The 13,085-nt window shown below is 66.6% G+C and carries 11 protein-coding genes; 6 read left to right on the forward strand and 5 right to left on the reverse strand.

Annotated elements, in window-relative coordinates; all coding sequences use genetic code 11:
* Nucleotides 1-6 precede the first annotated feature (6 nt).
* Both ubiE and FFI97_RS16170 read right to left on the reverse strand, forming a co-directional pair.
* A complete protein-coding gene (gene ubiE / locus FFI97_RS16165; protein WP_056578284.1) occupies nt 7-738 on the reverse strand; it encodes a bifunctional demethylmenaquinone methyltransferase/2-methoxy-6-polyprenyl-1,4-benzoquinol methylase UbiE in 732 nt (243 codons plus the stop codon).
* A 171-nt stretch (nt 739-909) separates the two neighbouring features.
* Nucleotides 910-1,323, reverse strand: a complete 414-nt coding sequence (locus FFI97_RS16170; protein ID WP_062477026.1) for a gamma-butyrobetaine hydroxylase-like domain-containing protein — start codon at nt 1,321-1,323, stop codon at nt 910-912.
* 136 nt (nt 1,324-1,459) lie between these two features.
* Between FFI97_RS16170 and FFI97_RS16175 the strand changes: the two genes are divergently transcribed.
* Nucleotides 1,460-2,221, forward strand: coding sequence for a hypothetical protein (locus tag FFI97_RS16175; RefSeq protein ID WP_139700157.1), 762 nt, complete (start codon nt 1,460-1,462; stop codon nt 2,219-2,221).
* 15 nt (nt 2,222-2,236) lie between these two features.
* On the opposite strand, the gene FFI97_RS16180 is transcribed toward FFI97_RS16175, so the two are convergent.
* The 3 genes from FFI97_RS16180 to serA form a co-directional block, all read right to left on the reverse strand.
* The gene (locus tag FFI97_RS16180; protein WP_139700156.1) at nt 2,237-2,674 is read right to left on the reverse strand and encodes an HIT family protein; all 438 of its coding nucleotides are present in this window, start codon (nt 2,672-2,674) and stop codon (nt 2,237-2,239) included.
* Nucleotides 2,671-6,549, reverse strand: coding sequence for a DUF3683 domain-containing protein (locus tag FFI97_RS16185; protein ID WP_139700154.1), 3,879 nt, complete (start codon nt 6,547-6,549; stop codon nt 2,671-2,673). The genes FFI97_RS16180 and FFI97_RS16185 overlap by 4 nt, the downstream gene beginning before the upstream one ends.
* Nucleotides 6,550-6,678: 129 nt before the next feature.
* Complete coding sequence (gene serA / locus FFI97_RS16190; protein WP_070063599.1) at nt 6,679-7,911, reverse strand: phosphoglycerate dehydrogenase; 1,233 nt, start codon at nt 7,909-7,911, stop codon at nt 6,679-6,681.
* Nucleotides 7,912-8,138: 227 nt separating this feature from the next.
* Between serA and ugpB the strand changes: the two genes are divergently transcribed.
* The 5 genes from ugpB (at nt 8,139) to ugpQ (ending at nt 13,080) form a co-directional block, all read left to right on the forward strand.
* The gene (gene ugpB, locus FFI97_RS16195; RefSeq protein WP_139700152.1) at nt 8,139-9,449 is read left to right on the forward strand and encodes a sn-glycerol-3-phosphate ABC transporter substrate-binding protein UgpB; all 1,311 of its coding nucleotides are present in this window, start codon (nt 8,139-8,141) and stop codon (nt 9,447-9,449) included.
* 98 nt (nt 9,450-9,547) lie between these two features.
* Nucleotides 9,548-10,429: a sn-glycerol-3-phosphate ABC transporter permease UgpA gene (gene ugpA / locus FFI97_RS16200; protein ID WP_062474481.1), complete on the forward strand. Its 882-nt coding sequence runs from the start codon at nt 9,548-9,550 to the stop codon at nt 10,427-10,429.
* Nucleotides 10,430-10,468: 39 nt separating this feature from the next.
* Nucleotides 10,469-11,320: a sn-glycerol-3-phosphate ABC transporter permease UgpE gene (ugpE, locus tag FFI97_RS16205; RefSeq protein ID WP_062474482.1), complete on the forward strand. Its 852-nt coding sequence runs from the start codon at nt 10,469-10,471 to the stop codon at nt 11,318-11,320.
* A 2-nt stretch (nt 11,321-11,322) separates the two neighbouring features.
* A complete protein-coding gene (ugpC, locus tag FFI97_RS16210) occupies nt 11,323-12,330 on the forward strand; it encodes a sn-glycerol-3-phosphate ABC transporter ATP-binding protein UgpC (RefSeq protein ID WP_062474484.1) in 1,008 nt (335 codons plus the stop codon).
* A gap of 3 nt (nt 12,331-12,333) precedes the next feature.
* Nucleotides 12,334-13,080, forward strand: a complete 747-nt coding sequence (gene ugpQ, locus FFI97_RS16215; protein WP_139700150.1) for a glycerophosphodiester phosphodiesterase — start codon at nt 12,334-12,336, stop codon at nt 13,078-13,080.
* The last annotated feature ends 5 nt before the right edge of the window (nt 13,081-13,085 follow it).

Here is a 13,085-nt window from a genome sequence, read left to right on the forward strand (position 1 = left end):
TCGTGATCAACACTTGATTCCAACATGGAGGGCAGCAATTCCCCCCGTCATGTTGTGATAGTCCACATGTCCGAAACCGCCCTCTTTCATGAGGGTCTTGAGCTCCTCTTGCGAGGGATGCATCCGGATCGATTCGGCCAGGTAGCGGTAGCTCGCATCGTCGCCGGCCACGAGCTTGCCCAGGCGCGGCAGCACGTTGAACGAATACCAGTCGTAGGCCTTCGTGAGCGGCTTGGCGACCTTCGAGAACTCGAGCACCAGCAGCTTGCCGCGCGGCTTGAGCACGCGGTTCATTTCCTTGAGGGCAACATCCTTGTGCGTCATGTTGCGCAGGCCGAAGGCCACAGTGACCACATCGAAGTGGTCGTCGGGAAAGGGCAGCTTCTCGGCGTCGCAGACCGTGGTGGGCAGCACCACGCCGGCGTCGAGCAGGCGGTTGCGGCCGGTGCGCAGCATGGCTTCGTTGATGTCGGTGTGGACCACCTGGCCCGTGGCGCCGACCTTCTTCGAGAAGGCGAGCGCGAGGTCGCCGGTGCCGCCCGCGATGTCGAGCACGCGCGAGCCTTCGCCCACGTTCGCGACCATCACGGTGTAGGCCTTCCAGGCCCGGTGCAGTCCGGCCGACATCAGGTCGTTCATGATGTCGTAGCGCGAGGCCACCGAGTCGAAGACGCCGCGAACGCGTTGCGCCTTCTCGCTTTCGTCGACTTTCTCGAAGCCGAAGTGGGTTGTACTCATGCGCTGGATGTTAGGCCGGAAGGCATTCCTTCAAGGCGACGACCCCGCGGGCACGGCGGACATTTGTTGCTTTTTCCTCCAACGGAGGGCCGCCGCAACGCGCGTCTTTGCTGTGTGTAAGGCTATCTTTTCAATAGCAACAGGGTATGTTTACCCTCGGTTCCTCAACGCTCAGTGGCTGCTGCAGGCGTGGCCGCCCTTGTCGGCCATCGGGGCGTCGCGGTCCACGCCCGCCGCGGCCAGGCGCCGCTCGTAATCGGCCCACAGCTCGGCCTGCCGCGCGCCCAGGTCATAGAGCAGGCTCCAGGTGTAGATGCCGGAGTTGTGGCCATCGCTGAAGGCCGGCTGCACCGCGTAGTTGCCCACCGGCTCGAGCCCGACCAGGTCGACGTCGCGCTTGCCGGTCTGCAGCACCTCCTGCCCCGGGCCGTGGCCCTGCACCTCGGCCGACGGCGAATAGATGCGCATCAGCTCGAAGGGGATACGGAAGGTGGCGCCATCCGAGAAGCCGACCTCGAGCACGCGCGACTGCCCGTGCACGGTGATCGATTGGGGTGTCGGCGCGCCGGCTTGCAAACCTGCCATGGGGAATCCGTTCGGAAGAAGAGAAAAAGAGAAAAGGGGTGGGACTCGCGCAGTATGCCGCGCGCTGCGCGCCAGCGTGTCGGCCGCCTGCGCTTAGCATCGCTGCATGCCGTCACGCACACGCCCTCTCCTCCTCTTGTCGCGTCCAAACCGGGCCGCCCTCGTCCTCTGCGCCGCGCTCGCGGGCACCGCCCTCGCCCCACCGGCCCATGCCTTCTGGGGCCTGATCGGCAAAGCGGCAGGCAAGGCTGCGACCGCCGGCAAGGCGGCCGGCGTCGCGGGCAAGGGCGCGGCGGTCGGCGCCGGCGCGGTGGCAGCCGAAGGTGCAACCGGCGTGGCCGCCAAGGGCGCGATGGCGCTGGGCGACGATGCGGCACATGCCGCCCAGGCCGGCTCGCGCGGCTTCGGCGGCGCGCATGAACTGAGCACCGTGAACGCCGCGCTGCCACCCGAGGTCGCGGCCTACCTTGCCAAGCCGGCGAAGGAGCTCACGCCCAAGGACACGTCGTTCATGATGGACAGCTACCGGCAGATGGTCGAGCGCGCTGGCAAGAGCGGCGACTTCACCGCCGTCGAGCGCATGCCGACCTCTGCGGGCACCGCGCGCACACTGCCTGCGGAGCCGGTCAAGGCTGCAGCAACACCGCAGCCGACGACCGCTGCAGCAACCGCGTCACCCGGCAGCTCGGGCGCACTGCCCTTCCACGCGGTGCGCCTGCTGGCCCACGCCGCGCATGCGGGCAACAAGAGCGCGCAGGCCGAGCTCGATCGCGTGTGCAGGGACGGCAGCGTGGCCTCGAAGCGCTTCTCGAAGGAAACGCGCGCCACGCCGGAATTCAAACAGGCCTGCGCGGACCGCAAGGCAGGCAGCGCGACGCGCACCGCCGCGGCCAACTAAGAAGAAGCGAAGGCCTCAGGCCAGCGACGCGAGCCGTCGGACCATGTCGGCCTCCGCCTGCGGCAGCAGCGCCTGCACGGCGGCCAGCCGCTCGGCTGGCGCGGTCCGTTGAACGACAGCCCAGACCGAACCGGGGAAATGGCTGTCCCAGTCGAAGCGCGCGATCACGTGCCAGTGCAGGTGCGCCACCATGTTGCCGAGCGCGGCGATGTTGAGCTTGGTGGGCGCCAGCGCGTCGCGCAGGCACTGCTCCACGCGCACCACGGCCTCCATGCACAGCACGCGGTCGGCCGCATCGAGGTCGGAGAGCTCCGCCGCATGGTCGCGCCACACCACGCGATAGAAGGCCGGAAAGCCTTCTTCCTGCGCGTGGATGACGCGCAGCTTCGCGCCTTCGAACACGATGCGCCCGCCGGGCGCGTCGCACAGCGGGCAACCGGCCACCGCCGTCATACGAGCACCCGCTCGATGCCGCCCTGGTTGGCAGCGGCCACGTAGTTGGGCATCCAGTCGTCGCCGAGCAGCTTGTTGGCCATCTCGACCACGATGTAGTCGGCTTCGAGCAGGCCGTTGTTCAGGTCGTTGCCGTAGCGCGAGAGGCCTTGCAGGCAGCTCGGGCAGCTGGTGAGGATCTTCACGTTGTCGGTCGCGCCGACATTGCCGCTCTCGCGCAGCGCGGCCTCGCCCTTCTTCAGCTCTTCTTCCTTGCGGAAGCGGATCTGCGTCGAGATGTCGGGCCGCGACACGCCCAGCGTGCCCGACTCGCCGCAGCAGCGGTCGTTCTTGAGCACGTTGTCGCCGACCAGCGCCTTCACGGTCTTCATCGGGTCCTGCTGCTTCATCGGCGAATGGCAGGGGTCGTGGTACAGGTAGCCGCCACCGCCCGCATCGGCCAGCGTGATGCCCTTTTCGAGCAGGTACTCGTGGATGTCGATGATCCGGCAGCCCGGGAAGATCTTGTCGAACTGGTAGCCCTGCAGCTGGTCGTAGCAGGTGCCGCAGCTCACCACCACCGTCTTGATGTCGAGGTAGTTGAGCGTGTTGGCGACGCGGTGGAAGAGCACGCGGTTGTCCGTGATCATCTTCTCGGCCTTGTCGAACTGGCCGCTGCCGCGCTGCGGATAGCCGCAGCACAGGTACCCCGGCGGCAGCACTGTCTGCACGCCCGCATGCCAGAGCATCGCCTGCGTGGCCAGGCCCACCTGCGAGAACAGCCGCTCCGATCCGCAGCCCGGGAAGTAGAAGACCGCCTCGGTTTCCGAGGTCGTCGTCTTCGGGTTGCGGATGATCGGCACGTAGTCCGCATCCTCAATGTCGAGCAGCGCGCGCGCCGTCTTCTTCGGCAGGTTGCCCGGCATCTTCTTGTTGATGAAGTGGATCACCTGCTCCTTGATGGGTGCAGGCCCCAGCGTGGCCGGCGGTGCACCGGTCTGCTTCTTCGCAAGGCCGCGCAGCAGGTCGTTGGCCATGCGCTGCGCCTTGAAGCCGATGCCCACCATGCCGGCGCGCACCGCCTTGATGGTCTGCGGGTTGGTCGCGTTCAGGAAGAACATCGCGGCCGCGTTGCCGGGGCGGAAGCTCTTCTGGCCCATCTTGCGCAACAGGTTGCGCATGTTCATCGACACGTCGCCGAAGTCGATCTTCACCGGGCACGGCGTGAGGCACTTGTGGCACACGGTGCAGTGGTCGGCCACGTCCTCGAACTCTTCCCAGTGCTTGATGCTGATGCCGCGCCGGGTCTGCTCCTCGTAGAGGAAGGCCTCGACCAGCAGCGAGGTCGCGAGGATCTTGTTGCGCGGGCTGTAGAGCAGGTTGGCGCGCGGCACATGGGTGGCGCACACCGGCTTGCACTTGCCGCAGCGCAGGCAGTCCTTGACGCTGTCGGCGATGGCGCCGATGTCGCTCTGCTGCATGATCAGCGACTCATGCCCCATGAGGCCGAAGCTCGGCGTGTAGGCGTTGGTCAGGTCGGCGTGCAGCGTCTGCGCCTGCCCCGCGGGCGCCCGCAGCAGCTTGCCCTTGTTGAAGCGGCCTTCGGGGTCGACCCGGGCCTTGTATTCGGTGAAGGGGCGCAGCTCTTCGTCGCTCAGGAATTCGAGCTTCGTGATGCCGATGCCGTGCTCGCCCGAGATCACGCCGTCCAGGCTGCGTGCCAGCGCCATGATGCGCACCACCGCGGCGTGCGCGGTCTGCAGCATCTCGTAGTTGTCGCTGTTCACGGGCAGGTTGGTGTGCACGTTGCCGTCGCCCGCGTGCATGTGCAGCGCGACCCACACGCGGCCCTTGAGCACCTGCTTGTGGATGGCCGTGCACTCGGCCAGGATCGGCCCGAACTCGGCGCCCGAGAAAATCTCCTGCAGCGGCTGGCGCAGCTGGGTCTTCCAGCTGGCGCGCAGCGTGTGGTCCTGCAGTTGCGGGAACAGCGTGTCGACGTTCTGCAGCCAGCCGGCCCACAGCGCGCGCACCTCGTGCACCAGCGCAACAGCCTGCGCCACGCGGTCTTCCAGCAGCTCGGCCGCGGGAATCTCGTGCGCGTCGTCGGTCTTGCCCAGCGGCAGGTTGCCGCGCGTGAGGAAGGCTTCGAGCGCGTCGGTGAGCGCCAGCTTGTTCTGCAGCGACAGCTCGATGTTGATGCGCTCGATGCCGTCGCTGTACTCGGCCATGCGCGGCAGCGGGATCACCACGTCTTCGTTGATCTTGAAGGCGTTGGTGTGCTTGCTGATGGCGGCCGTGCGCTTGCGGTCGAGCCAGAATTTCTTGCGCGCCTCGGGGCTGATGGCAATGAAGCCTTCGCCGCTGCGCGAGTTGGCGATGCGCACCACTTCGGAGGTGACGCGCGCCACCGCGTCGGCGTCGTCGCCCGCGATGTCGCCGAACAGCACCATCTTCGGCAGGCCGCCGTGCTTCTTCGACTTCGTCGCGTAGCCGACCGCCTTGAGGTAGCGATCGTCCAGGTGCTCCAGGCCGGCCAGCAGCACGCCCGAGCGCTTCTGCTCGGCGAACATGAAGTCCTTGATCTCGACGATGCTGGGCACCGCGTCCTTGGCGTTGCCGAAGAACTCGAGGCACACGGTGCGCGTGTGCGCCGGCATCTTGTGCACCACCCAGCGGCAGCTCGTGATGAGGCCGTCGCAGCCCTCTTTCTGGATGCCCGGCAGGCCCGAAAGGAACTTGTCGGTCACGTCCTTGCCCAGGCCTTCCTTGCGGAAGGTCTTGCCCGGAATGTCGAGGCGCTCGGTGCGCAGCTTGGTCTTGCCGTCGGCGGCGAAGTACTGCAGCTCGAACAGGGCGCTCTCGGCGTCGTGGATCTTGCCCAGGTTGTGGCCGATGCGGGTCACTTCGAGCCATTCGGCCTGCGGCGTGACCATGCGCCACGAGGCGAGGTTGTCCAGGGCCGTGCCCCAGAGCACGGCCTTCTTGCCGCCGGCGTTCATGGCGACGTTGCCGCCGACGCACGAGGCCTCGGCGGAGGTCGGGTCGACCGCGAACACGAAGCCCGCGCGCTCGGCCGCGTCGGCCACGCGCTGCGTGACCACGCCGGCCTCGGTCCAGATGGTGGGCACGGGGTGGTCGAGGCCGGGCATCGCCACGTGCTCGACCTCGGTCATGGCCTCGAGCTTCTCGGTATTGATGACCACGCTCTTCCAGGTCAGCGGGATCGCGCCGCCGGTGTAGCCGGTGCCGCCCCCGCGCGGAATGATGGTCAGGCCCAGCTCGATGCAGCCCTTGACCAGCAGCGCCATCTCGGCCTCGGTGTCGGGGCACAGCACGACGAAGGGGTACTCGACGCGCCAGTCGGTGGCGTCGGTCACGTGCGACACGCGAGAGAGGCCGTCGAACTTGATGTTGTCCTTGGCCGTGAGCCGGCGCAGCACGCGCGTGGCCTTGCGGCGCAGGGCGGCGACGTCGCGGAAGGTGTCGTCGAAGGCGGCGACGGCCTGGCTGACGAGGCCGGTGAGCTCGCCCACCAGCTGGTCGCGCGGCAGGTCGCTGTCGGGGGTGCGGCGCTTCTGCACCTCGCCCAGGCGGTGGCGCAGGGCGTCGACCAGCTGGCCGCGGCGGCGCGGGTTGTCCAGCAGGTCGTCGACGAGGTAGGGGTTGCGCTGCACCACCCAGATGTCGCCCAGCACCTCGTAGAGCATGCGCGCCGATCGGCCGGTGCGGCGCTCGGCGCGCAGGGTCTGCAGCAGGTCCCAGCCGCGCTCGCCCAGGAGGCGAATCACGATCTCCCGGTCGGAGAAGCTGGTGTAGTTGTAGGGGATCTCGCGCAGTCGTACAGGCTCTGCGGCCTGTGACAACAGCGTATTCAACGCGGTCGGAGCATTCATCGGGTGGGGCCCTTGGCCAGGCGCTGCGCGCCCATGTAGCCGGGGGGTCGATTTTAGGGCAGGCCCCGGGGGCTTTGCCGTGCCCGGCCGCTATTCCCTATCGCGGAGCCCGCACGGGCCCCGGCGGGCTCAGAACAGCACGCGGCTGCGGATCGTCCCGCCCACCTTCGCCAGCTTTTCCAGCGCCAGGTCGGACGAGGCGGCGTCGATGTCCATCACGACATAGCCGATCTTCTCGTTGGTCTGCAGGAACTGGGACGAGATGTTGATGTTGTTGTCCGAGAAGATCTTGTTGATCTCGGACAGCACGCCCGGCACGTTGCGGTGGATGTGCAGCAGGCGGTGCTTGCCCGGGTGCGCCGGCAGCGCCACCTCGGGGAAGTTGACCGACGAGGTCGAGGTGCCGTTGTCGCTGTATTTGACCAGCTTCTCGGCCACCTCGAGCCCGATGTTGGCCTGCGCCTCCATGGTCGAGCCGCCGATGTGCGGCGTGAGGATCACGTTGTCCAGCCCGCGCAGCGGCGACTGGAACTCGTCCTTGTTGGTGCGCGGCTCGACCGGGAACACGTCGATGGCGGCGCCCAGCAGCTTCTTGCTCTTGAGGGCCTCGGCCAGCGGCTCGATCTCGACCACGGTGCCGCGCGAGGCGTTCAGCAGGATGGCGCCCGGCTTCATGGCGGCGATCTCGGCCGCGCCGATCATCCATTGCGTGGCCTGGGTCTCGGGCACGTGCAGGGTCACGATGTCGCTCTGGCCCAGCAGCTGGTGCAGCTCGCGCACCTGGCGGGCGTTGCCCAGCGGCAGCTTGGTGACCACGTCGTAGAAAGCCACGTGCATGCCCAGCGCCTCGGCCAGCACCGACAGCTGCGCGCCGATGGAGCCGTAGCCCACGATGCCCAGCGTCTTGCCGCGGATCTCGAAGGCGTTCTCGGCCGACTTGAGCCAGCCGCCGCGATGCGCCACGGCGCTTTTCTCGGGCACGCCGCGCAGCAGCAGGATGGCTTCGGCCAGCACCAGCTCGGCCACCGAGCGGGTGTTGGAATACGGCGCGTTGAACACAGCCACGCCGTGCTCGCGGGCGGCTTCGAGGTCAACCTGGTTGGTGCCGATGCAGAAGCACCCGGCGGCCACCAGCTTGTGCGCGGCGGCGAACACCTCGGCCGTCAGCTGGGTGCGCGAGCGGATGCCCACGAAGTGCACGTCGGCGATCTTGGCCTTGAGTTCGGCGTCGGGCAGCGCACCCGGCAGCGACTCGATGTTGGTGTAGCCGGCGGCGCGCAGCACCTCCACGGCCGAGGGGTGGATGCCTTCGAGCAAAAGGAACTTGATCCTGCTTTTGTCGAGGGAGGTTTTGCTGCTCATGGCGTACTCAAGGAAGCCCCGGCCATGGCGACAAGCTAGGCCAAAAAAGGGAGGGCGATGCTAGCATGGTGCAGCGCAGCATGAGGCCCGCAACCCGCGCCGGGCTTGACGCCAAAGGGGTTTCCCCGATTGGAGGAACCCTTCGGTCCGTGCCCCAATGTGACGCGGCTGTGTCACGCACATGCCCTAGCATTCGCGCTTTCCATTTTTTCCCTTCAGGAGTCTTCATGCGATTCAAGACGCTCGCGTTGGCATCGGCGCTGGCCGCCACGCTGTTCAATGCAGCCCAGGCCCAGACCGAGATCCAGTGGTGGCATTCCATGACCGCCGTCAACAACGAGTGGGTCAACGACCTGGCCAAGCAGTTCAACGAGAGCCAGAAGGAATACAAGATCGTGCCGACCTTCAAGGGCACGTACGACGAATCGATGACGGCCTCCATCGCGGCCTTCCGCTCGGGCAACGCACCGCACATCCTGCAGGTGTTCGAAGTGGGCACCGCCACCATGATGGCCAGCAAGGGCGCCGTCATTCCGGTCGGCCAGGTCATGAAGGACGCGGGCGAGAAGTTCGACCCGTCCGCCTACATCCCCGCCGTGGCCGGTTACTACACCGCCCCCAACGGCCAGATGCTGAGCTTCCCGTTCAACAGCTCGACCACGATCTTCTATTTCAACAAGGACGCCTTCAAGGCGGCCGGCCTGCCCACCGACAAGGCACCCGCCACCTGGCCCGAAGTGGTCGCCGCCGCCGCCAAGCTCAAGGCCAGCGGCCACAAGTGCCCGTTCACCACGGCCTGGCAGAACTGGACGCAGGTCGAGAGCTTCTCGGCCTGGCACAACGTGGAGTTCGCCAGCAAGGCCAACGGCCTGCAGGGCCTGGACGCGCGCCTGAAGGTGAATTCGCCCCTGCACCAGCGCCACATCGAGAACCTGGCCAGCATGTCCAAGCAGGGCCTGTTCATCTACAAGGGCCGCGGCAACGTGCCTGAAGCCTCGTTCGTGTCGGGCGAGTGCGCCATGATCAACACGTCGTCGGGCTTCTACGGCAACGTGGCCAAGAACGCCAAGTTCGCCTACGGCCTGGCACCCCTGCCCTACTACCCGGACGTGCCGGGCGCACCGCAGAACACCGTGATCGGTGGCGCCAGCCTGTGGGTCATGTCGGGCAAGAAGCCGGCCGAGTACAAGGGCGTGGCCAAGTTCTTCAGCTTCATCTCGACGCCTGAAGTGCAGTCCGCCAGCCACAAGCGCACCGGCTACCTGCCGGTGACCACCGCCTCGTACAAGCTCACCGAAGAGTCGGGCTTCTACAAGCAGAACCCCGGCACCGACGTGGCCGTGACGCAGATGATCCGCAAGGTCACCGACAAGAGCCGCGGCATCCGCCTGGGCAACTACGTGCAGATCCGCGCCATCGAGGACGAAGAGCTCGAACAGGTCTGGGGCGGCAAGAAGACCGCCAAGGAAGCCCTCGATTCGATCGTGACCCGCGGCAACGAACAGCTCGAACGCTTCCAAAAGGCGAACAAAAGCTAACGATTGAAGATCCGGGCTCCGTGTCCGGCTAATATCGCCCGCCCCCGCACGCCCTTCTTCCAGGGTGCGCCGGGCGGGATTTTTTATGTAGGGGCTTCATGGAAAAACGCGTTTTCTTTCGCTCGGGCTGGTTGCCCTGGCTGCTGCTGACACCGCAGATGGCGGTGATCCTCGTGTTTTTCTTCTGGCCGGCCGGCCAGGCGCTGTTGCAGTCGCTGCAGCAGCAGGACGCGTTCGGCACGTCGGTCGAGTTCGTCGGGTTCGACAACTTCCGCCACCTGTTCGACGACCCGGCCTACGCCGAGTCGTTCAAGACCACCGCGCTGTTCTCGGTGCTGGTGGCCGGCATCGGCATCAGCCTGTCGTTGATGCTGGCCGTGTTCGCCGACCGCATCGTGCGCGGCGGCATGTTCTACAAGACCATGCTGATCCTGCCGTACGCCGTGGCGCCCGCCGTGGCGGCCGTGCTGTGGGTCTTCATGTTCTCGCCCTCGCTGGGCGTGGTGGCCTATGCCCTGGGCAAGATCGGCATCAACTGGAACCACCTGCTCGACTCGGGCCACGCCATGACGCTGATCGTGATGGCCTCGGTGTGGAAGCAGATCTCCTACAACTTCCTGTTCTTCCTGGCCGGCCTGCAGTCGATCCCGAAGTCGCTGATCGAGGCCGCGGCCATCGATGGCGCGCGCCCGTGGCGCCGCTTCTGGACCGTGCAGTTCCCGCTGCTGTCGCCCACCACCTTCTTCCTCTTGGTGATCAACGTGGTGTACGCCTTCTTCGACACCTTCGCGATCGTCGATGCGGCCACGCAGGGCGGTCCGGGCAAGGACACGACCATCCTGGTCTACAAGGTCTACCACGACGGTTTCAAGGGCCTCGACCTCGGCGGCTCGGCCGCGCAGTCGGTGGTGCTGATGGTGATCGTGGTGGCGCTGACCGTCATCCAGTTCCGCTACGTCGAGAAGAAAGTGCAGTACTGATGAAGCAACAAGAACAAATCGAATCCGGCGGAGCACAGCATGGTTGAGAAACGCGGCACGCAGGGCATCCTGGCCCACGTCATCATGATCCTGGGCGTGTTCATCGTCGCCTTCCCGCTCTACCTGGCGTTCGTGGCCTCCACGCACACGGCCCAGGAGATCGTGCAGGCGCCGATGCCCCTGACCCCCGGCTCGAACATCGTCGACAGCTACAAGGGCGCGCTGTTCGGGCGCGAGAGCAGCGCGGGCTCCAACGCCCCGGTGGCGCACATGATGTGGGTGAGCTTCGTGACGGCCATGGTCATCGCCATCGGCAAGATCACCATCTCGCTGCTGTCGGCCTTCGCCATCGTGTACTTCCGCTTCCCGTTCAAGAAGATCTGCTTCTGGGCCATCTTCGTGACGCTGATGCTGCCGGTGGAGGTGCGCATCCTGCCCACCTACAAGGTGCTGTCCGACCTGAACATGCTGAACACCTACGCGGGCCTGACGGTGCCGCTGATCGCGTCGGCCACGGCGACTTTCCTGTTCCGCCAGTTCTTCCTCACGGTGCCCGACGAGCTCACCGAAGCGTCGCGCATGGACGGCGCCAGCCCCATGCGCTTTTTCTTCGACGTGCTGCTGCCGCTGTCCAAGACCTCGATCGCGGCGCTGTTCGTGATCCAGTTCATCTACGGCTGGAACCAGTACCTGTGGCCGCTGCTGGCGACCACGAGCGAAGACATGTACCCCGTGGTGGTCGGCATCAAGCGGATGATTGCCGGCGGCGACGGACAGAACGAATGGAACGTCGTGATGGCCACCGCCATCCTGGCGATGCTGCCGCCCGCGCTGGTGGTGATCCTGATGCAAAAGTGGTTCGTCAAGGGCCTCGTGGACACTGAAAAATAACTATGGCTGCTCTCTCTCTACGCAACGTCATCAAGCGCTACGGTCACGGGCCGAAAGCCAACCAGGTCATCCACGGCGTGAGCGCCGAGATCGCCGACCATGAATTCATCGTCATCGTCGGCCCTTCGGGCTGCGGCAAGTCGACGCTGCTGCGCATGGTCGCGGGCCTGGAGGAAATCTCCGCCGGCGAAATCTGCATCGGCGGCAAGGTCGTGAACCAGCTCGAACCCTCCGAGCGCGACATCGCCATGGTGTTCCAGAACTACGCGCTGTACCCGCACATGAGCGTGTTCGCGAACATGGCCTACGGCCTGAAGATCGCCAAGGTGCCGACGGCCGAGATCAAGGTGCGCGTCGACAAGGCGGCCAAGATCCTCGAGCTGGGCCACCTGCTCGAACGCAAGCCGCGCGAACTCTCGGGCGGCCAGCGCCAGCGCGTGGCCATGGGCCGCGCCATCGTGCGCCAGCCGCAGGTGTTCCTGTTCGACGAACCGCTGTCGAACCTGGACGCCAAGCTGCGCGCCCAGACCCGCCTCGAGATCCAGAAGCTGCACCGCGAGCTCGGCATCACCTCGCTGTTCGTCACGCACGACCAGGTCGAGGCCATGACGCTGGCGCAGCGCATCATCGTGATGAACGGAGGCGTGATGGACCAGTTCGCGACGCCCGAAGAGGTGTACTCCAGGCCCGCCACCACCTTCGTGGCGAGCTTCATCGGCTCGCCGCCGATGAACCTGCTCAAGCACGCACCGGGCGTGCGCCCGGGCCAGATCCTGGGCATCCGCCCCGAGCACATGAAGCTCGACGAAAGCGGCTGGACGGTGCAGGTCGAGCAGGTCGAACTGCTGGGCGCCGAGCGCCTGGTGTATGGCCGCATCGGCGAAGAACAGATCATCATGCGCACCGACGAAGGCGACCACCCGCCGGTGGCCGGCGACACGGTGAAGATCGCCGCGCGCGAAGACAAGCTCCATTGGTTCGACGCCGGCTCCGGCAAGCGCGCCGACTGAGCGATGGCCGAACGCAGCCCCTGGCCCTACCCCCGCTGGGTCGCGCACCGCGGCGCCGGCAAGCTGGCGCCCGAGAACACGCTCGCGGCCTTCCGCTTCGGCGCCTCGCACGGCTACCGCATGTTCGAGTGCGACGCCAAGCTCAGCGCCGACGGCGTGGTGTTCCTGATGCACGACGCCACGCTCGATCGCACCACCAACGGCCATGGCATCGGCGGCCAGCAGGCGTGGAGCGCGCTGTCGCAGCTCGACGCCGGCGGCTGGCATTCGCGCGCCTTCGCGGGCGAGCCGCTGCCCACGCTGGAGAACCTGGCGCGCTTCTGCCTCGCCAACGACCTCTTGCTGAACATCGAGATCAAGCCCACGCCCGGCACCGAACGCGAGACCGGCGAGGTGGTGGCGCGCGAAGCCGCGCGCCTGTGGCAGGGTGCGGCCGTGCCGCCGCTGCTCACCTCGTTCAAGGTCGATGCGCTGAAGGGCGCACAGGCCGTGCAGCCCGAGCTGCCGCGCGGCCTGCTGCTCGACACGCTCTGGAACGGTTGGCTCGACACGGCATCGAGCCTGGGTTGCCAGGCCATCGTCTGCAACCACGCGCTGTGGGACGCCACCACCGTGGCGCAGGTGCATGGCGCGGGCCTGCGCTCGCTGAGCTACACGGTGAACGACGACTGGGCCGCGCAGCGGCTCATCGACCTGGGCACCGACGGCATCATCACCGACCGGGTGGACCTGTTCAGCCCCGCGGGCTGACGCTG

Origin of the sequence: Variovorax sp. KBS0712 (assembly GCF_006323185.2) — a bacterium.
Classification (GTDB): Bacteria; Pseudomonadota; Gammaproteobacteria; order Burkholderiales; family Burkholderiaceae_C; genus Variovorax; species Variovorax boronicumulans.